Raw genomic sequence first — 22345 nt, 5'->3', positions numbered from 1 at the left:
AAAAAATAGTGTATTGTGTCGACTAGTGGGAGTGAACGTCATGAATAGAGAAGAAAAATTAAAAAGACAATCAAAGATTCGTAACTTTTCCATCATCGCTCATATTGATCATGGTAAATCTACATTGGCGGATCGCATCATTGAAAAAACGAACGCCATGACTCAACGTGAAATGAAGAGTCAACTGCTGGATTCCATGGATCTGGAACGAGAGCGTGGAATTACGATTAAATTGAATGCAATCCAATTGAAATATAATGCGAAAGATGGCGAAGAGTATATTTTCCATCTGATTGACACACCGGGACATGTCGATTTCACGTACGAGGTTTCAAGAAGCCTGGCTGCGTGTGAAGGCGCTGTCCTTGTTGTCGATGCAGCTCAGGGCATTGAAGCCCAAACGCTGGCAAATGTGTATTTGGCTTTGGATAACAACCTGGAAATCATTCCGGTCATCAACAAAATCGACTTGCCAAGTGCTGACCCGGAAAGGGTGCGTGGTGAAATCGAGGAAGTGATCGGCTTGGATGCTTCCGATGCAGTCCTTGCTTCGGCTAAAGCCGGAATCGGAATCGAGGAGATTCTCGAGCAGGTGGTTGAATTGGTGCCGCCGCCACAGGGAGATCCGGATGCCCCTTTCAAGGCCCTCATTTTCGATTCACTGTTTGATGCCTATCGCGGTGTCGTTGCCTATATCCGTGTTGTCGAAGGTTCCATAAAAGTGGGCGACAAAATCAAAATGATGTCCACTGGCAAGGAATTCGATGTAACGGAATTGGGTGTCTTCAACCCAAAACCGCAGCTGCTGGGTGAGCTGAATGTCGGCGATGTAGGGTTCCTTACGGCTGCCATTAAAAATGTCAGCGATACGACGGTGGGTGATACGATCACAAGTGCCGTCAATAGTGCGACAGAGCCGCTTCCGGGTTACCGGAAGATGAATCCGATGGTGTATTGCGGGTTATACCCAATCGATGCATCGAAGTTCAATGACCTAAGGGATGCTTTGGAAAAATTGGAATTGAACGATTCTGCGCTTCAGTTCGAGGCGGAATCATCGCAAGCGTTAGGCTTCGGCTTCCGTTGCGGATTCCTTGGACTTCTTCATATGGAAATCATCCAGGAACGGATTGAACGTGAATTCAAAATTGATTTAATCACTACTGCACCAAGTGTTATTTACGATGTTGTCCAAACGGACGGAACGGTTCTGAAGGTTGATAACCCATCCAACATGCCTGATGCCCAAAAGATTGAACGCGTCGAGGAGCCATACGTAAAAGCGACGATGATGGCACCGACGGAATTCGTCGGGACGATCATGGAAATCTGTCAAAACAAACGCGGTAACTTCATTGACATGGAATATATCGATGAGACACGTGTGAGCATTCATTATGAGATACCGTTATCGGAAATCGTGTATGATTTCTTCGATCAATTGAAATCGAATACGAGAGGCTATGCTTCATTCGATTATGAGTTGATCGGTTACAAACCGTCCAAGCTTGTGAAGATGGATATCCTGCTCAATGGCGAAACCGTCGATGCGTTGAGCTTCATCGTTCATAAGGATTTTGCCTATGAACGCGGTAAAGTCATCGTTGAAAAGTTGAAGAAATTGATTCCGAGACAACAATTCGAAGTGCCGATCCAAGCAGCTATCGGACAGAAAATCGTGGCCCGTTCCTCAATTAGTGCCATGCGCAAAAACGTATTGGCTAAATGTTACGGCGGCGATATATCTCGTAAACGTAAGTTGCTCGAAAAACAGAAAGAAGGTAAAAAGCGGATGAAACAGGTAGGATCCGTTGAAGTGCCGCAAGAAGCTTTCATGGCTGTTTTGAAAATGGATGATACGACACCGAAGAAATAAATAAAATTAACGATAGAGGGGAAAAGAGGGTAGAGTGATTCTAGCCTCTTTTTCTATCGACTCATTCGATTAAAGGTTGTGAACACGATGATTAAAAGCGCCTATCTCCATATACCGTTCTGTGAACACATTTGTCACTATTGTGATTTTAATAAAGTATTCCTGCAAGGGCAGCCTGTCGACGAATATTTACAGATGATGAAAAGGGAAATGGCCCTGCAGCTTGCCAAATACCCGACGACAGGATTGGATACCGTTTTCGTCGGCGGAGGGACACCGACCTCATTAGATGAAAAACAGCTGACATTCCTATGTGAAGCAATCAATGAAACCTTGCCATTCGAACCGAACAAAGCCGAATATACATTCGAGGCCAATCCAGGGGATCTTTCGAGGGAAAAACTCGAAATCCTGTATCAATCGGGTGTCAATCGACTTAGCTTCGGTGTGCAAAGCTTCAATGACGAATTGTTGAAACGGATAGGACGGACTCATCGGGCTTCCGAAGTGTACGAAACGATCCACCTGGCTCAGGAGGTTGGCTTCACGAATATCAGCATTGATTTGATTTATGGATTGCCTGGTCAAACGATGGCCGATTTTCAGGATACGCTGGATAAAGCCCTTGCCCTGCAATTGCCGCACTATTCCAGTTACTCATTGATCGTTGAACCGAAGACGGTTTTTTACAATCAGATGCGAAAGGGTAAATTGAACCTGCCGCCGCAGGAACTCGAGGCTTCCATGTATGAGAAGCTCATGGAAGAAATGGAGAAGCAAGGTATCCACCAGTATGAGATCAGTAATTTTGCCCGGCCTGGTTTTGAAAGCCGTCATAATCTGACATATTGGGATAATGTGGAGTATTATGGCATTGGTGCCGGCGCACATGGCTATACTGGAGGAAGGCGAGTGGCTAACCATGGCCCCGTGAAGAAATATATCACCCCTTTATTAGCAAATCAGCTGCCGGTTTTGGAGGAACATCAGGTCCCGCTCCATGAACGGATGGAGGAAGAAATGTTTTTGGGCCTCCGGAAAACAGAAGGAGTTTCAATCGAGAACTTCATGAATAAATTTTCTGTTGAAATGACCGAGATTTTCCGGAAACCGCTTCAGGAAGAAGTGGCAAAGGGCCTTCTAATGGTTGAGGACGGCTTCGTCCGCTTGACTGAACAGGGGAAACTACTCGGAAATGAAGTGTTCCAATCATTTTTAGGTGTTGCCGATTCCGAGTAAAGGAAATCGCTTGTCATTTTAACGATGAATTACGGGTTTTCTTTGTTGACATCATTGGCTGCATTTGATAATTTATTAGTATATTAGCACTCAGAGAGACAGAGTGCTAACAGAGGTGATCATACATGCTAACTGATCGTCAATTATTGATTCTACAAGTGATAATCGAGGATTTTATCCATTCAGCCCAGCCAGTCGGGTCACGAAGCTTGTCGAAGAAAGATGAAATTACGTTCAGCTCTGCCACAATCCGCAATGAAATGTCTGATCTTGAAGAAATGGGATTTATAGAAAAAACCCATACATCTTCCGGCAGGATTCCTTCTGAAAAAGGGTATAGATATTATGTGGATCATTTACTTTCTCCTCAAGCTCCGAAAAAGAATGAAATGAAATTATTGAAATCCGTTTTTGTAGAACGAATTTATGAATTGGAAAAGATCGTTCAAAAGTCAGCGAAAATTCTTTCGGAACTGACGAATTATACGGCAATAGTGCTTGGGCCGAAAGTGAATGAACATAAGCTGAAGAAAATCCAAATCATTCCCTTGAGCGCTGAAACAGCGATTGCCATCATCATTACCGATACAGGTCATGTGGAGAACCGAATGATTTCCCTTCCTCCTTCTTTCGATATAAACGAAATCGAAAAGATGGTGAACATATTAAATGCCCGATTGGTCGACGTTCCGTTAGTTGATTTAAAGGATAAGATATATAAGGAAGTGGCTGTTCTGTTAAGCCGCCATATTCAAACTACGGATCGATGGTATCCGTCCTCGCGGATACCTTGACGGATACAAACCCCGAAAAAATATTTTTCGGCGGGAAAACGAATATGCTGAGGCAGCCGGAGTTCCATGATATCGCTAAGGTCAGCACGCTTTTATCCATGATTGAGCAGGAGCAGGGGTTTTATGATCTCATTACCCAAAACCCATCTGGCATCCACGTCAGGATCGGCCGCGAAAATCAAAACACAGTGCTTGATGATTGCAGCTTGATAACCGCAACTTATTCAATCGGACAGGAGCAAGTCGGCACATTAGCCATATTGGGTCCGACGAGGATGGAATATTCGAGGGTAATCAGTTTGCTTTCGTTTTTCTCGAAGGATTTGACTGCCCTCATGACAAAACTGTATCAAAAATAGGAGCAAAGGTAATATTGTTAAGGTGGCGGAGGGCAGCATCCCGTCGCCTGGCATAATACTTTAGCATAAATTGTATAACCCTTTTAGGGAGGTGAGATTGTGACAGATAATAAAAACGAAGAACAAACATTGGAAAATGAAACAATCGAAGAAAACGCTGCAGAAGCGGTTTTCGCTGAAGAAGAAATTCCAGCGGAGCAAAACCAGGATCCGGCTGAAAAGGATGAGCTTCAGTTGGCTCAGGAAAAGATTGCCGAGCTTCAGGCAAAAATCGAAGAAATGGATAACCGTTACCTTCGTCTGCAGGCCGATTTTGATAATTCAAGACGCCGTGCCAAGCTTGATATGGAGGCGGCTCAAAAATATAGAGTTCAAAGTATTGCTGGCGATTTAGTGGAAGCCCTTGATAATTTTGAAAGAGCTACAAAAATCGAAGCGGAAAATGAACAAACGAAATCCCTGCTTTCGGGCATGGAAATGGTTTACAAGACGATTACGGACGCATTGGCCAAAGAAGGCATCGAGCCGATCAGTTCGGTTGGTGAAGAGTTCGATCCTCGTTTGCATCAAGCGGTCATGCAAGTCCAAGATGAAAACTTCGGTTCCAACATCGTCGTGGAGGAATTCCAAAAAGGATACCTGCTTAAAGACCGAGTGATTCGACCTGCAATGGTGAAAGTGAACGAATAAGCATTTTACATATAATTACTGGGAGGTAGTGAAACTATGAGCAAGATTATTGGTATTGACTTAGGTACAACAAACTCTTGTGTATCTGTACTTGAAGGCGGGGAACCAAAAGTAATCCCGAATCCAGAAGGAAACCGTACAACTCCATCCGTAGTGGCATTCAAAAATGGAGAAAGACAAGTAGGGGAAGTGGCAAAACGCCAAGCGATCACAAACCCTAACACGATCATCTCCATCAAGCGTCATATGGGTACGAACCATAAAGAAGTAATCGAAGGAAAAGAGTATTCACCTCAGGAAGTTTCTGCAATCATCCTTCAATACTTGAAATCTTATGCTGAAGAGTATCTTGGTGAGAAGGTTACAAAAGCGGTCATCACCGTACCTGCTTACTTCAATGATGCAGAACGTCAGGCAACAAAGGACGCTGGACAAATTGCCGGTCTTGAAGTGGAACGTATCATCAACGAACCGACAGCTGCAGCACTTGCATACGGCTTGGATAAAACGGAAGAAGATCAAACGATCCTTGTATTCGACCTTGGCGGCGGAACATTCGACGTTTCTGTCATGGAACTTGGCGATGGCGTATTCGAGGTTAAATCCACAGCCGGCGACAACCGTCTAGGTGGAGATGATTTCGACCAAGTCATCATCGACTACTTAGTGGAAGCATTCAAGAAAGAAAACGGAATCGACCTTTCCAAAGACAAAATGGCTGTTCAACGTTTGAAAGATGCAGCTGAAAAAGCGAAAAAAGATCTTTCCGGTGTAACGTCTACACAAATTTCATTGCCATTCATCACGGCTGGGGATGCTGGCCCGCTTCACTTGGATGTAACCATGACTAGAGCTAAATTCGATGAGCTTTCTTCAGGCCTTGTAGAACGCACAATGGGACCTACTCGTCAAGCGATGAAAGATGCGGGCCTTTCTGCTTCTGAAATCGATAAAGTCATCCTTGTTGGTGGATCTACACGTATTCCTGCGGTTGTTGAAGCAATCAAAAAGGAAATCGGACAAGAGCCAAGCAAAGGCGTTAACCCTGATGAAGTAGTGGCCATGGGTGCTGCGATTCAAGGTGGCGTATTAACAGGAGATGTTAAAGACGTCGTTCTTCTTGACGTAACTCCACTTTCACTTGGAATTGAAACGATGGGCGGAGTGTTCACGAAATTGATCGACCGCAATACAACGATTCCAACAAGTAAATCCCAAGTATTCTCGACTGCGGCTGATAACCAAACGGCTGTTGATATCCACGTTCTTCAAGGTGAGCGTCCAATGTCAGCGGATAACAAAACGCTTGGCCGCTTCCAATTGAGTGACATTCCGCCGGCACCACGTGGAGTTCCTCAAGTTGAAGTAACATTCGATATCGATAAAAATGGTATCGTGAACGTTCGTGCGAAGGATCTTGGCACAAACAAGGAACAAGCGATCACGATCAAATCATCTTCAGGCCTTTCGGATGAAGAAATCGACCGCATGGTACGAGAAGCGGAAGAAAATGCTGACAGCGATAAGCAACGTAAGGAAGAAGTGGAGCTTCGCAATGAAGCGGATCAACTAGTCTTCCAAACGGAAAAAACGCTTAAAGATCTAGAAGGCAAAGTGGACGAAGCGGAAGTGACGAAAGCGAACGAAGCGAAGGATGAACTGAAAGCTGCCATCGAGAAAAACGAGCTTGAAGAAATCCGCGTGAAGAAAGATGCACTGAACGAAATCGTTCAAGCATTGACCATGAAGCTTTATGAAGAAGCGGCAAAAGCTCAGCAAGCTGGTGAAGCTGGAGCTGGCGAAGCTGGTGCAAAAGACGATAACGTCGTCGATGCAGAGTACACAGAAGTTAACGAAGAAGAGAAAAAATAAAAAGTGACCCATCCGGGAAGCTGATATATATGGCAGTGTTTTTGGCCTGTCATTGTAGAAAAGTCAAAGTCAGGTTATCTTGGCTTTGGCTTTTTTACAATGAATGGTTTTCTCCATACAAACGCAGCCTGGGGAAATATGTGATTATGAGAAAAAAAGTGTGCAATTCGGGGCTGACGTTATCATTTGCAAAAAAGTGTCAATGCAGTTTGTACTTTTCTAGTTGATTATTATCTTCGTTCAGTGATAATATTACCTTTATGTGAATCGAATCGGGAGTGGATTTTAGATATGAGTAAACGTGATTATTATGAGGTGTTAGGCCTTTCGAAGAGTGCTTCGAAGGATGAAATCAAAAAAGCGTATCGCAAGCTCTCCAAACAATATCACCCTGATATTAATAAAGCGGACGATGCTGCGGATAAGTTCAAGGAAATCAAGGAAGCTTATGAGGTATTGAGCGACGAACAAAAAAAGTCCCATTATGATCAATTCGGACATACCGACCCGAACCAAGGATTCGGCGGCGGTCAGGACTTCGGCGGTTTCGGCGGTTTTGAAGACATTTTCAGCAGTTTTTTCGGCGGCGGCGGACGCAGGAGAGATCCTAATGCACCGCGTCAAGGAGCGGACCTACAATATACGATGACGCTTTCGTTTGAAGAGGCGGCATTCGGAAAGGATACCGAAATTGAAATTCCTCGTGAAGAGGATTGTGATACATGTAAAGGGTCAGGTGCCAAACCAGGGACTAAAGTGGAAACTTGTTCACATTGCCATGGAACTGGTCAATTGAATGTAGAGCAAAATACTGCGTTCGGCAGAATTGTGAACCGGAGAGCATGTCATCATTGTCAAGGAACAGGGAAAATCATTCCCCAAAAATGTTCAACATGTGGCGGCGACGGAAAGGTTCAAAAACGCAAAAAAATCCAAGTCAAGGTGCCGGCCGGAATTGATGATGGCCAGCAGCTGCGGGTAACCGGTCAAGGGGAACCGGGAATCAACGGCGGACCTGCTGGGGACCTATATGTGGTCTTCCATGTACGCAGCCATGAATTCTTCGAGCGGGACGGCGATGATATCTATTGTGAAATGCCGGTCACGTTTGCCCAGGCAGCATTAGGGGATGAGATCGAGGTTCCTACCCTGCATGGAAAAGTGAAGCTGAAGATTCCAGCAGGTACACAAACAAGTACCCGTTTCCGTTTAAAAGGCAAGGGTGTCCCGAATGTCAGGGGATATGGCCAAGGAGATCAGCATGTTGTCGTGTTGGTGGTCACGCCTAAAAAATTAACGGAAAAACAAAAGGACCTGCTTCGTGAATTCAGCGATATCAGCGGACAACCAGGTATAGATGAGCAAGAGGATGGCTTTTTCTCAAAAGTGAAGCGTGCTTTTAAAGATAGGTGAATTAAAGTAAAAGAAGAAATTGGGAGTTGGTAGACTATGAAGTGGTCTGAATTTGCAATCCAAACAACGAATGAAGCGGTTGAACCTGTTTCGAATATTCTTCATGAGGCAGGTGCAAGCGGTGTTGTCATTGAGGATCCTCTAGAATTAGTCAAAGAACGTGAAAACGTTTTTGGCGAAATCTATCACTTGAACCCAGATGATTATCCGGATGAAGGTGTATTGATCAAGGCGTATTTGCCCGTAAACAGCTTCCTTGGCGAAACCGTCGATGCCATTAAGGAATCAATTAATAATCTCCTTCTTTTTGATATTGACCTTGGGAAGAATATCGTTTCGATCAGTGAAGTGAATGAAGAAGAGTGGGCAACCGCTTGGAAAAAATATTATAATCCCGTCAAGATTTCCGAACGTTTTACCATCGTTCCTACATGGGAGGATTACACTCCTGTCAGCAGCGACGAACTGATCATTGAACTTGATCCAGGCATGGCCTTCGGAACAGGCACACATCCAACGACGGTCATGTGCATCCAAGCACTGGAGCGTACAGTGAGGCCAGGCGACCTAGTAGTCGATGTAGGAACCGGGTCTGGCGTATTGAGCATTGCGGCCGCATTGCTCGATGCCAAGCAGATTCAGTCCCTTGATTTGGATGAAGTGGCTGTACAATCCGCTACGCAAAATGTGCAGCTTAATAATGTACAAGATAGAGTGTCTGTTTCGCAGGGCAACTTGCTGGATGGTGTGCATGAACAAGCCGATGTCGTCGTGGCCAATATTCTTGCCGAAGTCATCATGCGCTTTACCGATGATGTAGCAAAAGTGGTTAAGCCAGGCGGATATTTCATAGCATCCGGAATCATTCAGCCGAAGAAACAAGATGTCAAGGACGCGATCACGGCATCCGGATTCACCATTGAGGAAACGGTCTTGATGGAAGATTGGGTGGCCATAATCGCAAAAAGGAATGGTTAATTGGAAAAGTTACTCTGATTATCGGGTAGTTGGATAATCAGAGTACCTTTTTTTAGCTTGAATCTTTGCATGGCTTGCACTCGGGAAACGGGATTGTTAGCCTGTAGGTTTTTTAGACTAGACGGAGTGGGTGGCAGTGTGCAACGGTATTTTCTTAACGACGAAGACATCAAAGGAAGCACGGTAACGATTTCAGGCGATGACTTTCACCATATCGCCAGGGTGATGAGGATGGCTCCGGGAGAGCGAATCATTACCGTGAAGGAAAACGGTATGGCGGCTGTCACGGAAATTTCGGAAATGACGGATGATGCGGTTATAGGAACTGTCATTGAATGGAAGAATGAAGAGAAGGAACTTCCGGTGAGGGTGGTAATCGCGAGCGGTCTGCCTAAAGGGGATAAGTTGGAATATATCGTTCAGAAGGGGACCGAACTTGGCGCCGCTGAATTTATCCCTTTTATTGCTGCTCGTTCGGTGGTAAAATGGGACCACAAAAAGGTAGGAAAGAAATTGGAGCGGCTCCAGAAGATTTCAAAAGAAGCCGCTGAGCAATCACATCGAACGGTCATCCCTGAAGTCAAGGAGCCGATGACGGCTGACCAGCTAGCTTCGCACGCTGCCGGGTTCGATCATAAATTAATCGCTTTTGAAGAAGAAGCGAAACGGGGGGAAACTTCCGTCCTTGCGTCCGTCTTGAAAGATATCACCGCAGGACAATCGATTCTTTTCGTATTTGGTCCTGAAGGTGGCTTGGCAGACAAGGAAATCGAAAAACTGTCCGCTGCCGGCTTTGTAGCTTGCGGCCTTGGACCAAGAATATTAAGAACTGAAACAGCACCTTTATATGCACTTTCCGCTGTTTCTTATCATGTAGAACTTTTGAGGTGATGAAAAATGGCAACGGTCGCTTTCCATACATTAGGCTGTAAAGTGAATCATTATGAAACAGAAGCTATTTGGCAATTATTCAAAACCGGGGGATATGATCGTGTTGAGTTTGAACATGCATCGGATGTATATGTCATCAACACATGCACCGTGACCAACACGGGCGATAAGAAGAGTCGACAGGTCATCCGCCGCGCCATTCGTAAAAATCCGAATGCCGTCATCGCGGTAACCGGATGCTACGCCCAGACTTCGCCGGCGGAGATCATGGCCATACCAGGCGTGGATATTGTCGTTGGAACACAGGATAGGGTCAAACTTCTTGATTATATCGAGCAGTTCAAGGAAGAGCGTGAACCGATCAATGCTGTCGGCAATATCATGAAAAATCGTGTTTATGAGGAACTGGACGTACCTGCTTTTACAGATCGTACCCGCGCTTCGCTGAAGATCCAGGAAGGCTGCAATAACTTCTGCACTTTCTGCATCATACCTTGGGCGCGTGGCTTGATGCGTTCCCGCGATCCAAAGGAAGTCGTACACCAAGCTAAACAGCTTGTCGAGGCAGGATATAAGGAGCTAGTCTTGACCGGAATTCACACTGGTGGATACGGTGATGACTTGAAGGACTATAACCTGGCGATGCTTCTTCGTGACTTGGAACAGGTCGATGGGTTGAAGCGCATCCGCATTTCATCCATTGAAGCGAGCCAAATCACCGATGAGATCATCGAAGTGCTGACGAATTCGAAAAAAGTGGTGCGTCATTTGCATATTCCGATTCAATCGGGCTCCGATACGGTCCTGAAACGAATGAGGCGTAAATATACGATGGATTTCTTTGGCGATCGGATTGAAAAATTGAAAATTGCACTGCCCGGTCTTGCTGTTACATCAGATGTCATCGTCGGCTTCCCAGGGGAAACGGAAGAAGAATTCATGGAGACCTATAACTTTATCGAAAAATACAAATTCTCAGAGCTTCATGTTTTCCCTTATTCAAAACGGACAGGGACACCGGCGGCACGAATGGAAGATCAAGTGGATGAAGATGTCAAAAACGAACGCGTCCACCGTCTTATCGCGTTGTCCGATCAATTGGCCAAAGAGTATGCTTCCCGTTTCGAAGGGGAAGTCCTTGAAGTCATCCCTGAGACGAAGCTGGAAAATGGCCTTTATGAAGGCTACTCCGATAATTACATGAAAATCGTTTTCCCGGCTACGGAAGAAATGGTTGGAGAAATCGTAAAAGTGAAGATTACAAAATCTGGATACCCTCATAGTGAAGGTCAATTCGTGACGGTTATGAAAGATTTTCCATTGCAGCAAGCAGCAAATATATAAGACAGCGAATTACGCTGTCTTTCAGACTGTAGACAAACTCGATGAAAATCGAGTTTGTCTATTTTTATGGCCTGTACAATTTAGACGTTGATTTCCACTCCAGGCACTCGCTTTCCGCGGGCGGTCGGGGAGCCTCCTCGGCTTTGCCTGCGGGGTCTCCCCTAGACGCGCTTTTCCCGCAGGAGTCTCGAACACCCGCTCCAATCAACTTTGTCTTACCATTTAGATAGAACACTTTTGACTGGAGTCATTTTTGTTTTAAAATTGAAGGATTAAAACTTGAGGTGATGAGGATGCTTTCTAAACATGATTCTATTCAGCGAGATCAACTTGAAATGATTACTTTAGATCAACTGGTGCCACCGAACCATTTGGTTCGTAAAATGGAGGCTGCCATTGACTTCACTTTCATTTATGACTTGGTGAAAGATATGTACTCAGAGGTAGGACGCCCAAGTATTGATCCAGTTATTTTAGTTAAACTGACTTTCATTCAATATACCTTCGGTATTCGTTCCATGCGTAAAACGATTGAAGAAGTTGAAACCAATATGGCTTATCGTTGGTTCTTAGGCTATGGTTTCCATGATAAAGTGCCTCATTTCTCTACGTTCGGAAAAAATTATGAGCGACGCTTTAAAGATACAGACCTGTTTGAACAGATTTTCTGTCGCATTTTAATGACAGCTGCTAATAAAAAGTTAATAAGTGTAGAACACGTTTTCGTGGATTCCACACATGTGAAAGCCAGTGCGAATAAACGGAAATTTGAAAAGAAAATCGTTCGTAAAGAAACACGAGCGTATCAAGGACGTCTTCAAGAAGAAATCAATCAAGATCGTGAAAACCACGGAAAGAAGCCTTTTCCACCAGATAAATTTGATAAGGAAGAAACCAAAGCAATTAAAGAAAGTACTACGGATCCTGAGAGTGGCTACTATGTGAAAGATGAACGAACAAAACAGTTTGCCTATTCATTCCATGCTGCCGCAGACGGCAACGGTTTTGTATTGGGAACGATTGTAACACCTGGTAATACACATGACAGTCATATTTTGGAGCCACTTGTTGAGCAAGTGATTGAGAAAGTTGGAAAACCAGAAGCAGTTGCCGCAGATGCAGCTTATAAAACACCAGCGATTACAAGCTACCTATTTAACAAAGAAATCACACCTGCTTTACCCTATACACGTCCTCGTACAAAAGAAGGATTCTTTCGCAAACATGACTATGTTTACGATGAACACTTTGATTGTTACCTTTGCCCTTCGGGAGAAACTTTAAAGTACTCAACAACAAATAAAGAGGGCTATCGCGAGTACAAATCGCCCAAACAAATTTGTGCAACATGCTCATTTTTATCACGGTGTACGGAAAGCAAAGACCATCAAAAAGTAGTGACACGGCATATCTGGCAAGCATATGTGGAAGAAGCAGATCATCTGCGTCATCATCAAGAGGTAAAACCTATATATGCGAAACGCAAAGAAACGATTGAGCGTGTATTCGCAGATGCAAAAGAAAAGCATGGTATGCGTTGGACTACTTTAAGGGGACTTAAAAAATTGTCGATGCAGGCGATGCTTACTTTCGCTGCCATGAATGTAAAGAAGATGGCCACTTGGACATGGCAAGGTCCTAAAATGGCTTAACATAGTGGCTCGAAGAGCCCAAATCTCGTAACCTTTTGTCTACAAACTGTAAGACAGCGAATTACGCTGTCTTTTTTTATGTGTTTTCTTTGATCATTCGGGTAAAGACTATATATATCGTCAAATTGGACAAACTGTGATATCATGAGAGGTACGTACAACTAGTTACAATATGTTTTGAGGAGGATAATATATGTCACAAAATGTAGCAGGTTTAATAGACCACACGTTATTAAAAGCAGATGCAACGAAAGAGCAAATAAAGGTATTATGCGAAGAAGCGCGCGAGTACAAGTTTGCTTCCGTTTGCGTGAATCCGACATGGGTGAAATATGCAAGCGAACTATTGGAAGGTTCAGAAGTGAAAGTGTGTACGGTCATCGGGTTCCCTCTAGGGGCAACCACACCGGAAACGAAAGCGTTTGAAACGAAGGATGCGATCTCCAATGGCGCCCACGAAGTCGATATGGTGATCAATATCGGCGCCTTGAAGGACAAGGATGATGAATTGGTAGAGCGTGATATTCGTGCTGTAGTGGCTGCCTCTACGGGTAAGGCCCTATCAAAAGTGATCATCGAAACTTCATTATTGACTGAGGAAGAAAAAGTCCGCGCTTGCGAACTGGCTGTCAAAGCGGGAACGGATTACGTGAAAACTTCAACTGGTTTCTCGACCGGAGGAGCAACTGTCGAAGATATCGCTCTGATGAGAAAAACAGTTGGACCTGATATCGGTGTCAAAGCTTCTGGCGGAGTCCGCAACACGGCTGACGCTCAGAATGTAATCGAAGCTGGAGCCACAAGAATTGGCGCCAGCGCCGGCGTTTCCATCGTAAAAGGCTTAACGGCTGATTCCGATTATTGATTTTTAATAAGACTTATAAAAAAACAGGCGGAGAAAATGAATCATTTTTCTCCGCCTGTTTTTTATTGATGTTAAAAATAAATTTGATTGTGGTCTAAGAAATACCACTTGCCAATGTGGATTGCTTCCATGTAAAAAGAGGCCTGTATCATTTTTGAATTTGTATATTTCATTATTGGAACCCATGCATTCAAAAAAAAGCTTATTGTGTATTTAGAATGGATAGTAAGGGACAAGAGGGAGTAAACGTGTTGTACTAAATTCATCAAATGGGGGGAGGAATATGAAGAAACGAGCTGGTCATTTACTTTTATAAACAACGTTAGTTTTTTCTTTAATTAGCATTTCGACTGCTGTACCTAAAAAAGCTGATGCATGTTATCCTGCATACAAATGTATGTCCAGATCAATTTTACCCACAAATTATACATGAATGCTTAGCAATGAAGATAGAACAAAAGGGGCATTCATTGGTCCGTAATTCCCTGGAGTTGGGATACCTTCTTTCCTTTCAGCCACTGCATTAGGTGTGAAAGCATAAGACTAATTATAAAAAGATTAGCTAAAATCACTCCCCCCTTAATATCTATGCGTTTAGGTTAAGTCTATCTTATATAAGGCTGTCCAGTAGATAGTGCCATTGACTTTTAGGATGAGCCTTTATTCTTTCGAGCTTGGCCGATGCACCCAAAGGATGAGGTTGGAGAAGTGGCGTGCGACTGGCAAGACAGCCAGCGAAGTCAGGATATTGAAAAGGACGCTTGCGTGAGCGAGTTGGGTCGCTTTGTTTTCGGTGAAAAAGGCAGCCGTTCGTTCCAGGATATCGACAAAGGGCAGGAAAGCGGCAACCCCGAGGACATTAAGCCAAATATGGGCATAGGCTGTAAAGGCAGCTTGTCTGCCTGAACCGATGCTGGCCATGTATCCGGTGATGCATGTGCCAATATTGGAACCGAGCATGATGATGATGGCGGAAGAGACGGATAGTTCCCCGTTCATCAAGAAACTCATCGCGATCCCGATGGTTACCGAACTGGAGTGGATGAGTGCCGTTAATGTGATTCCCGCTACTAACGCAAAACTCATATGGCTTTCTATGTAACCGATGATCGTTTGGATGGATGGGTAAGCGGCAATAGGTGTCGAGAGCGTTTTGAATCCTCCCATCGCCGCAAAGATGGCTGAGATGCCGATGAGTGACATTCCCAAGCTTCTCGGCAAAACTTTGGGCATGAAGCAAAGGAGGGCTCCGCAGATGACGCCGGGAATGATCCATCGATCTAACGTGAAGCTCATGAACTCAGCCGTGAGAGTGGAGCCTATATTCGTTCCAAGAATAATCCCGATCGTTTGCGGGAAAGTTAAACTTCCTGCAGAAACGAGCCCGACCGTCATGACCATGACGGCTGAGCTGCTCTGAAGGATGCCGGTAAATACGGTTCCGGCGACAAACCCTTTCCATGGCTTATCCGTTACCTTTGCGAGGAAAGTCTTCAGTGCGGCGCCTGACATATTGAACAGTCCGATTCGCAAGACTGACATTCCTGCAAGAAACATCGCTATGTAGAATCCGAATAAAAATAGCTCATGCATGCTCTCACCCCCTCTTAAGCATATGGTCCAGTTGGGGGAGACATGCTTTAAAAAGGGTTCTTTTTAGTGGAATGATCGTTTAGGGAAAAAAATCCTATAAGAACATGAGAATAATTCAAAATAAGTTTGATTATATTGGTTGACCTGATAAAGATGATATATTATAATTGTTTAGTACATGTATAACATGTTGACAACTTGAGTTAGTGTGTTGTTTTCGGAGGGAGGGAAAGAGATGTCTAAAACCGTCGTTCGTAAAAACGAATCGCTTGAAGATGCTCTTCGTCGTTTCAAACGTACTGTATCTAAAGCAGGATCGCTTCAGGAAGCTAGGAAGCGTGAATTTTATGAAAAGCCAAGCGTAAAACGTAAGAAAAAGTCTGAAGCTGCAAGAAAACGTAAATTCTAAGAGAGGGTGGAAAGATGAGTCTTCTCGAGCGTTTAAATAATGATATGAAACAAGCGATGAAGAACAAGGAAAAGGACAAACTATCTGTTATTCGGATGCTGAAGGCTTCTATTCAAAACGAAGCTCTTAAGCTGAGACAAGATTTAACAGATAATGAAGAATTGACAGTGCTCTCTCGCGAATTAAAACAACGCAAAGACTCCCTCCAGGAGTTTGAAAACGCAGGTCGTTCCGATCTCGTGGATAAAGTCCGCACCGAACTAGTATACGTAGAGGCATATATGCCTGAGCAACTTTCAGAAGAAGAGATTTCTGACATCGTTCAACAGACGATCGAAGAAGTCAATGCAACATCCAAAGCAGATATGGGGAGAGTTATGGGAGCTTTAATGCCTAAAGTTAAAGGTAAAGCGGATGGTTCTCTAGTTAACAAATTAGTATTACAACATCTATCTTGAACTCGAAACTTAAAACTCGAAACCTAACCGCAGGCAAATTGCCTGTGGTTTTTGTGTATTTCACGAGGTTTTTATGCGTATATTATTGTAACGGAGCTCGATGGAGTGACGGCATTTACAAATTTATTTGCTTTTTTTTGAAACCTTTTTCATATACATACGTAATAACTAAAGAACAGAGTTAAGGGTAACTTCGGGTGCCCTTATCCCGATTTTAGTTACGAATTGAATTCAGGTAAGGATCCTTCTGGAATTTGGTGGGACTTACAGCGTTTAATTAAGGGGAAGGGGGCGTTCCGCCTGAAAATTTGGCGTTGTATATCTGTACTCCTATTAGGGTTGCTGTTCACCATGTCATCGTTTGGGGGATTGGCGGCTTCTGCACAGGAGAAACTCGTTTACCATGTTCCGATTGAAGAAACGGTGGAAAAGGGACTTTCGGCTTTTTTGGAGCGCGCGCTGAACACCGCTGAAGCTGCTGATGCAGATCTTGTCATTTTCGAGGTGAATACCCCTGGCGGTGCTGTCGATGCAGCTGGGGAAATTGCCAAGCTACTGTCGGATTCTCCGGTAAAAACCGTTGCCTATGTCAATAACAGGGCTTTATCTGCGGGTGCCTACATTGCCCTTAGTGCAGATGAAATCTACATGGTCCCAAGTGCTACGATGGGATCGGCGGCCGTGATTGATTCGGCGGGGAATGCTGCAAGCAAGAAGGCGCAGTCCTATTGGCTGGCTGCGATGAAGACGGCAGCGGAACAAAACGGACGGGATCCGAAGTTCGCCCAGGCGATGGCGGATGAAGACATCAACCTTCCCGAATACGGAGCAGGAAAAGGAAAACTGCTCACATTTACAGCTGAACAGGCTAGAAAGGCTGGATATAGTGAGGGGATCGTTTCGGGAAAGGCGGAGCTATACAGCAAACTTGGGGTCGAGGATGCCGAGATCCGAACGATCGAAGAAAGCTTTCCTGAAAAACTTGCCCGTTTCTTGACCAATCCGATTGTCGTTCCGATATTATTGACGATTGCGGGCATCGGGATTGTGATTGAATTGTTTTCGCCTGGCTTTGGCATTCCGGGAGTCATTGGAGTTTCCAGCCTTGTATTGTTCTTTTATGGTCATCTTGTCGCAGGCATCACCGGCTATGAATCGTTGGCGATGTTCATCATCGGGGTCATCCTCGTGCTGGCGGAATTTTTCATCCCAGGGGGAATTATCGGACTGCTTGGATTTACGGCGATCGTGGGGAGTTTGTTCCTCGCTTCGGATGATCCGGTTCATATGACGATATCCCTGCTTATTGCGGTTACCGTATCGATTTTGGCATTCATCCTACTTGTAAAGGTGTTTGGAAAACAAATGAAATTTTTCAGAAAAATGATTTTAACCGATGCAACAAAGACGGAGCAAGGGTATGTTAGCAATCCGAATCGAGTCGATTTATTAGGTGTAAAAGGGAAGGCCCTAACCGATTTACGGCCTTCGGGAACTGCTTTGATCAATGATGAGAGAGTGGATGTCGTGACCGAGGGAAGCTTCATTTCCAGAGGATCGTCTCTCACCATCGTGAAGGTTGAAGGATCTAGGGTAGTCGTCCGGGAAATTCCGGATGCGATTTAAAAATTAAAGGAAACAGGAAGGATGAATTCTTACGTGATAACATCAGGAACAGTTTTTATTGTACTGGCAGTGATTGCTGCCATCATCGTATTATCGGTATTTTTCACATTCGTGCCAGTCATGCTCTGGATTTCCGCTTTGGCGGCAGGAGTCAAAATCAGTATATTTACATTGGTGGGGATGAGACTTCGCCGTGTTATACCAAGCAGGGTCGTCAATCCCCTCATCAAGGCACATAAGGCAGGAATCAATGTTTCGACGAATCAATTGGAGAGCCATTACCTGGCAGGAGGTAATGTAGATCGCGTCGTGAATGCATTGATCGCTGCGGAACGTGCCAATATCGTGCTGCCTTTCGAGCGTGGGGCTGCCATTGACCTTGCCGGTCGTGATGTACTGCAAGCGGTTCAAATGAGTGTTAACCCTAAAGTAATCGAAACGCCCTTCATCTCCGGTGTGGCGATGAACGGGATCGAAGTGAAAGCGAAGGCAAGGATCACGGTTCGTGCCAATATTGAACGTCTAGTCGGTGGTGCCGGTGAAGAAACGATCATTGCCCGAGTGGGTGAAGGGATCGTATCGACGATCGGTGCTTCGAAAATGCATACGGATGTCCTTGAAAATCCCGATCTGATTTCCAGAACGGTATTATCAAAGGGATTGGATTCGGGAACGGCATTTGAAATCCTTTCCATCGATATCGCTGAAGTGGATATCGGGAAAAACATCGGGGCCATCCTACAAACGGACCAAGCCGAAGCCGATAAGAAAATTGCCCAGGCCAAGGCCGAAGAGCGCCGTGCGATGGCTGTTGCCCTTGAACAGGAAATGGTTGCGCGCGTTCAGGAAATGCGTGCGAAGGTTGTCCAATCCGAAGCGGAAGTACCGCTGGCCATGGCCGATGCGCTTAAAAGCGGGAACCTTGGTGTGATGGATTATATGAACATCCAAAATATAACCGCTGATACGGATATGCGCGGTTCGATCAGCAAAATCTCCGAAAATCCAAAAGATAATAACAATAACAACCATAACAACTAGGTTAGGGAAGGGAGGTCTTTAAATGGGAGATATCATTGATTTCTTTCTCGGGAACCCATTCCTAATCATTATCTTGATCGGCATTGTATCGTCCATGTTAGGAAGAAAAAAGCAGTCTCAGCAAAGTGATGCCCCTAACGGTCCTCCTAAAAAGAAGTGGCAGGATGTCATGAGGGAGCTTCAAGGTGAAGGGCAGGGGAACCAGCAGCAAGGTCCTGCCCCTGCACCTGTAAGGAAAGTCGAACAGCAGGCACCTCAGGCTGCCGAGATAATCGATGAGACGAAGAATGAAGCGAACCAAAGGATTGCCGAGCTTAGGCGGCTTCAGCAGAAGTACGATCAGGAACGTTTATATCAGAAGGCGAAGGCAGACAATATTGCCTCAGCCATATCCGATAATAGAAGTCCCGTTTATCGCAAAGGGCCTTCTTTCGGGAAAAAGCAGCTGATTGATGGCATCATCATGTCAGAAGTGCTGGGACCGCCAAGGGCGAAGCGAAGTCTCCAGAGGTCTAGAAAATAAGCGGACATCTCTCGTGACCGATTCATGAAAAAATACACTTTCATTCCCAGATAATTTTGTGCTAGAACCCCCTTTCACCTCATACATTGAGATGAAAGGGGGTTCTTTTTTATGGCTCGCAATTGGGGAAAAAAAATGAAACAGCTTATGACCAAAACAATGGACCTTCCGCAAGATGTCATGATGGACCTGCCGCGAATTACGATGATCGGACAATTACATATTTACATTGAAAACCATCGTGGCTTATTGGCTTTTACGGACAGTGAAGTACGATTGATGTTAAAAAATGGTCAGCTGCTGATAAAGGGAAGCTCCTTTGTCATAAAGACGATCTTGCCTGAAGAAATCATGCTTGAAGGCAAGATCGACAAAGTTTATTTTATTAATGAATGATCCCGGGAGGTCTCCATGAAAAACCAATGGACAAACTATTATACAGGCTATGTAAAAGTGAAGGCACATGGAAAAGGTGCAGAACGGCTTATCAATATGTTGACACGAAGGGGGCTTCATATCTGGGATGTGAAGCGCGTCGGTAGTGAGGCCCTGATTTTCCATATGGACTTCAGGGATATCCCGAAACTTCGGCAGGTCATGCGCAAAAGCGATTGCAAGGTATCGTTCATGCAGGGGAGGGGCTTTCCTTTCCTAGTGAAGAGAGTGATGAAAAACAGCGGGTTCCTGGTCGGTCTCATTGCGTTCCTGCTTTGCATTTTCGTGCTTTCCAATATGGTGTGGGGCATCGAGGTGAAAGATGCGAAGCCGGCAACCGAGCATGCCATCCGCAAAGAATTGGACAAGATGGGCGTGAAGATTGGCAAGGTGCAATTTTTCGTTGATGATGTGGATACCATCCAGCGTAAGCTTTCGGATCGGATCGGTGCATTGACGTGGGTTGGGGTCGAGCTCAAGGGAACGACGTACCATTTCCGTGTCGTTGAAAAACGGCAGCCGAAGGAAGTCGAGAAAACATCGCCGCAAAATTTGGTGGCCTCGAAAAAGGCGGTTATTGCTGATATGTATGTAAAAAAAGGGCAATCTATAGTAAATGTGAATGATTATGTCGGAAAGGGACAGCTTCTCGTTTCAGGTTTGATTGGCAAAGAAGATAAGCAGGAAATCGTATCGGCACAGGGAGTGATCAAAGGGAAGACCTGGTACAATGCGGAGGTGAAAATTCCATTGAAAACTAAATTTTCTGTTTTGAACGGAAATGAAACGAATAAGCACTATTTAAAAATGGGCGACTTTTCCCTGCCTGTATGGGGATTCAAGGATCCGAAATATGACAAACAGGAAAAGGAAACGACGGTCAGGCCTTTTCACTTCCTGCAATGGAAACTGCCGATCTCCTATAAACAGGTAACCTTAAGAAGCAAGGAGGATATCGTCCGGAGTTATACGAGGGAAGAGGCGGTGAAGGAAGGTAGGAAAATGGCTAAAGCCGAATTGAAAAAGCATTTGGATGAGGAAGATGAAATCATCGAAGAAAAAATTTTGCACGAAAGCATGGAGAATGGTAAAGTTAAATTGTCTATACATTACCAAGTTATTGAAGATATAGCGATTGGACAACCAATCATTCAAGGAGACTAACGAATGGCAGATGATGTGAAAGTAATTAAGCTTGAAATCGAGTCACCTAATGAAGCGATCGCTTTGTTGGGCAATGGAGATTCAAATGTTAAAGTGCTTGAAGAGGAGCTGGGCATTTCCGTCATTACCCGCGGTGAAGCCGTCAGCGTCGCTGGCGCCATCGATCGGGTAACGATGGGACAGGAAATCCTGAAAGCCCTATTGACAGTGATCAGAAAAGGAATTGCAATCAGTTCTAGAGATGTGCTTTATGCCATTGAATTGGCTAGAAAAGGAACCCTTGAGTATTTCGGTGAATTGTATGATGAGGAAGTCGCCAAGACGGCCAAGGGGAAATCGATTAAAGTCAAAACGATTGGGCAGAGATATTATATCCAGGCGATAAAGAAGCACGACCTCGTTTTTGGAATCGGGCCCGCCGGAACAGGGAAGACCTATCTCGCCGTAGTGATGGCGATCAATGCGCTAAAAAATGGACAGGTTAAGCGGATCATCCTGACAAGGCCTGCCGTGGAAGCTGGCGAAAGCCTCGGTTTTCTTCCAGGCGACCTGAAGGAAAAGGTAGATCCTTATCTGCGGCCGCTTTACGATGCTCTGCATGACCTCCTGGGGATGGAGCAGACCCAGAGGATGATAGAGCGAGGGACGATTGAAATCGCTCCCTTGGCTTATATGAGGGGCCGTACGCTTGAAGATGCCTTTGTCATTTTGGATGAAGCCCAAAATACGACGGAAGCCCAGATGAAAATGTTCCTGACCCGCCTTGGCTTCGGGTCGAAGATGGTCATTACCGGGGACCGGACCCAGATTGACCTTCCTAAGGGGATGAAGTCAGGATTGGTAAGGGTAGAGGAGATTTTGAAGAATGTCAAAGGCCTTTCCTTCGTTTACTTCGAACAAAGCGATGTTGTGCGACATCCGCTTGTTGCCAAAATCATCACTGCTTACGAACAGGCAAAGGTATAAGAACGAATCCGCCATTTCAATCGGCGGATTTTTCGTGATGTGCCCAAATGTCCCGCCTTTTTCTTGAAAAAGTGGAAATGGGGCGAGAGAAGCCTTACATTTATCTAATACGCAGGTGAAAAATGATATGAAAACTGTTATGATTTTACATATCTAG

The 22345-nt window shown here is 44.8% G+C and carries 19 protein-coding genes and 1 pseudogene; 19 read left to right on the top strand and 1 reads right to left on the bottom strand.

The annotated features are described in order from the left end of the window. Positions 1 to 40 precede the first annotated feature (40 nt). The 11 genes and pseudogenes from lepA (at position 41) to deoC (ending at position 13973) form a co-directional block, all read left to right on the top strand. Positions 41 to 1876, top strand: coding sequence for a translation elongation factor 4 (lepA, locus tag MHI53_RS16230; protein ID WP_061144001.1), 1836 nt, complete (start codon positions 41 to 43; stop codon positions 1874 to 1876). An 87-nt stretch (positions 1877 to 1963) separates the two neighbouring features. Beyond that, complete coding sequence (gene hemW / locus MHI53_RS16225; RefSeq protein WP_340371731.1) at positions 1964 to 3115, top strand: radical SAM family heme chaperone HemW; 1152 nt, start codon at positions 1964 to 1966, stop codon at positions 3113 to 3115. A gap of 125 nt (positions 3116 to 3240) precedes the next feature. Next, positions 3241 to 4268, top strand: a pseudogene (gene hrcA / locus MHI53_RS16220) (heat-inducible transcriptional repressor HrcA). A gap of 99 nt (positions 4269 to 4367) precedes the next feature. Continuing rightward, entirely contained in the window at positions 4368 to 4958 is a 591-nt protein-coding gene (gene grpE / locus MHI53_RS16215) for a nucleotide exchange factor GrpE (protein ID WP_061143998.1), read from the top strand. Positions 4959 to 4994: 36 nt separating this feature from the next. Further along, a complete protein-coding gene (gene dnaK, locus MHI53_RS16210) occupies positions 4995 to 6830 on the top strand; it encodes a molecular chaperone DnaK (protein ID WP_061143997.1) in 1836 nt (611 codons plus the stop codon). A 291-nt stretch (positions 6831 to 7121) separates the two neighbouring features. Beyond that, entirely contained in the window at positions 7122 to 8243 is a 1122-nt protein-coding gene (gene dnaJ, locus MHI53_RS16205) for a molecular chaperone DnaJ (protein WP_061143996.1), read from the top strand. Positions 8244 to 8279: 36 nt separating this feature from the next. After that, complete coding sequence (gene prmA, locus MHI53_RS16200) at positions 8280 to 9221, top strand: 50S ribosomal protein L11 methyltransferase (protein ID WP_061143995.1); 942 nt, start codon at positions 8280 to 8282, stop codon at positions 9219 to 9221. 138 nt (positions 9222 to 9359) lie between these two features. Beyond that, a complete protein-coding gene (locus MHI53_RS16195) occupies positions 9360 to 10112 on the top strand; it encodes a 16S rRNA (uracil(1498)-N(3))-methyltransferase (protein ID WP_340371730.1) in 753 nt (250 codons plus the stop codon). A 6-nt stretch (positions 10113 to 10118) separates the two neighbouring features. Beyond that, positions 10119 to 11456 (top strand): tRNA (N(6)-L-threonylcarbamoyladenosine(37)-C(2))-methylthiotransferase MtaB, encoded by a 1338-nt coding sequence (gene mtaB, locus MHI53_RS16190; protein WP_061143993.1) that lies wholly within the window; start codon positions 10119 to 10121, stop codon positions 11454 to 11456. 293 nt (positions 11457 to 11749) lie between these two features. Continuing rightward, positions 11750 to 13108, top strand: a complete 1359-nt coding sequence (locus MHI53_RS16185) for an IS1182 family transposase (RefSeq protein ID WP_340371729.1) — start codon at positions 11750 to 11752, stop codon at positions 13106 to 13108. A gap of 193 nt (positions 13109 to 13301) precedes the next feature. Next, the gene (deoC, locus tag MHI53_RS16180) at positions 13302 to 13973 is read left to right on the top strand and encodes a deoxyribose-phosphate aldolase (protein WP_061140688.1); all 672 of its coding nucleotides are present in this window, start codon (positions 13302 to 13304) and stop codon (positions 13971 to 13973) included. A gap of 660 nt (positions 13974 to 14633) precedes the next feature. Here the strand turns inward: deoC and MHI53_RS16175 are convergent. Continuing rightward, positions 14634 to 15566, bottom strand: coding sequence for a Na/Pi symporter (locus MHI53_RS16175; RefSeq protein WP_340371728.1), 933 nt, complete (start codon positions 15564 to 15566; stop codon positions 14634 to 14636). A 235-nt stretch (positions 15567 to 15801) separates the two neighbouring features. Here MHI53_RS16175 and rpsU point away from each other — a divergent pair, with 235 nt between their 5' ends. From rpsU to MHI53_RS16135, 8 genes are all read left to right on the top strand, one after another. Continuing rightward, entirely contained in the window at positions 15802 to 15975 is a 174-nt protein-coding gene (rpsU, locus tag MHI53_RS16170) for a 30S ribosomal protein S21 (RefSeq protein WP_028391853.1), read from the top strand. Between the two features lie 14 nt (positions 15976 to 15989). Continuing rightward, the gene (locus MHI53_RS16165; RefSeq protein WP_061140686.1) at positions 15990 to 16433 is read left to right on the top strand and encodes a GatB/YqeY domain-containing protein; all 444 of its coding nucleotides are present in this window, start codon (positions 15990 to 15992) and stop codon (positions 16431 to 16433) included. A gap of 351 nt (positions 16434 to 16784) precedes the next feature. Further along, on the top strand, positions 16785 to 18059 hold the full coding sequence (locus MHI53_RS16160; protein ID WP_081092278.1) for a nodulation protein NfeD: 1275 nt from the start codon (positions 16785 to 16787) through the stop codon (positions 18057 to 18059). A gap of 21 nt (positions 18060 to 18080) precedes the next feature. Continuing rightward, complete coding sequence (floA, locus tag MHI53_RS16155) at positions 18081 to 19100, top strand: flotillin-like protein FloA (protein WP_100530832.1); 1020 nt, start codon at positions 18081 to 18083, stop codon at positions 19098 to 19100. A gap of 22 nt (positions 19101 to 19122) precedes the next feature. Beyond that, positions 19123 to 19623, top strand: a complete 501-nt coding sequence (locus MHI53_RS16150; RefSeq protein ID WP_061140685.1) for a hypothetical protein — start codon at positions 19123 to 19125, stop codon at positions 19621 to 19623. A gap of 111 nt (positions 19624 to 19734) precedes the next feature. Then, the gene (gene yqfC, locus MHI53_RS16145; protein WP_061140684.1) at positions 19735 to 20019 is read left to right on the top strand and encodes a sporulation protein YqfC; all 285 of its coding nucleotides are present in this window, start codon (positions 19735 to 19737) and stop codon (positions 20017 to 20019) included. A 15-nt stretch (positions 20020 to 20034) separates the two neighbouring features. Beyond that, the gene (yqfD, locus tag MHI53_RS16140; protein ID WP_061140683.1) at positions 20035 to 21222 is read left to right on the top strand and encodes a sporulation protein YqfD; all 1188 of its coding nucleotides are present in this window, start codon (positions 20035 to 20037) and stop codon (positions 21220 to 21222) included. A 3-nt stretch (positions 21223 to 21225) separates the two neighbouring features. Then, entirely contained in the window at positions 21226 to 22188 is a 963-nt protein-coding gene (locus MHI53_RS16135) for a PhoH family protein (protein ID WP_061140682.1), read from the top strand. Positions 22189 to 22345: the final 157 nt, after the last annotated feature.

The organism is Peribacillus sp. FSL E2-0218 (genome assembly GCF_037992945.1).
In the GTDB taxonomy this organism is placed as follows: domain Bacteria; phylum Bacillota; class Bacilli; order Bacillales; family DSM-1321; genus Peribacillus; species Peribacillus simplex_B.
Note: the sequence above shows the minus strand (reverse complement) of the source record. Positions and strands in the feature narration are given on the sequence as shown.

What these genes read in the sequence shown, in the direction of transcription:
- dnaK (WP_061143997.1), top strand. Translation starts at nt 4,995, where the DNA reads ATGAGCAAGATTATTGGTATTGACTTAGGTACAACAAACTCTTGTGTA.
- mtaB (WP_061143993.1), top strand. Translation starts at nt 10,119, where the DNA reads ATGGCAACGGTCGCTTTCCATACATTAGGCTGTAAAGTGAATCATTAT.
- deoC (WP_061140688.1), top strand. Translation starts at nt 13,302, where the DNA reads ATGTCACAAAATGTAGCAGGTTTAATAGACCACACGTTATTAAAAGCA.
- MHI53_RS16135 (WP_061140682.1), top strand. Translation starts at nt 21,226, where the DNA reads ATGGCAGATGATGTGAAAGTAATTAAGCTTGAAATCGAGTCACCTAAT.
- rpsU (WP_028391853.1), top strand. Translation starts at nt 15,802, where the DNA reads ATGTCTAAAACCGTCGTTCGTAAAAACGAATCGCTTGAAGATGCTCTT.
- MHI53_RS16185 (WP_340371729.1), top strand. Translation starts at nt 11,750, where the DNA reads ATGCTTTCTAAACATGATTCTATTCAGCGAGATCAACTTGAAATGATT.
- hemW (WP_340371731.1), top strand. Translation starts at nt 1,964, where the DNA reads ATGATTAAAAGCGCCTATCTCCATATACCGTTCTGTGAACACATTTGT.
- floA (WP_100530832.1), top strand. Translation starts at nt 18,081, where the DNA reads ATGAATTCTTACGTGATAACATCAGGAACAGTTTTTATTGTACTGGCA.
- lepA (WP_061144001.1), top strand. Translation starts at nt 41, where the DNA reads ATGAATAGAGAAGAAAAATTAAAAAGACAATCAAAGATTCGTAACTTT.
- MHI53_RS16165 (WP_061140686.1), top strand. Translation starts at nt 15,990, where the DNA reads ATGAGTCTTCTCGAGCGTTTAAATAATGATATGAAACAAGCGATGAAG.
- MHI53_RS16175 (WP_340371728.1), bottom strand. Translation starts at nt 15,566, where the DNA reads ATGCATGAGCTATTTTTATTCGGATTCTACATAGCGATGTTTCTTGCA.
- yqfD (WP_061140683.1), top strand. Translation starts at nt 20,035, where the DNA reads ATGAAAAACCAATGGACAAACTATTATACAGGCTATGTAAAAGTGAAG.
- prmA (WP_061143995.1), top strand. Translation starts at nt 8,280, where the DNA reads ATGAAGTGGTCTGAATTTGCAATCCAAACAACGAATGAAGCGGTTGAA.
- yqfC (WP_061140684.1), top strand. Translation starts at nt 19,735, where the DNA reads ATGGCTCGCAATTGGGGAAAAAAAATGAAACAGCTTATGACCAAAACA.
- dnaJ (WP_061143996.1), top strand. Translation starts at nt 7,122, where the DNA reads ATGAGTAAACGTGATTATTATGAGGTGTTAGGCCTTTCGAAGAGTGCT.
- MHI53_RS16160 (WP_081092278.1), top strand. Translation starts at nt 16,785, where the DNA reads ATGTCATCGTTTGGGGGATTGGCGGCTTCTGCACAGGAGAAACTCGTT.
- MHI53_RS16150 (WP_061140685.1), top strand. Translation starts at nt 19,123, where the DNA reads ATGGGAGATATCATTGATTTCTTTCTCGGGAACCCATTCCTAATCATT.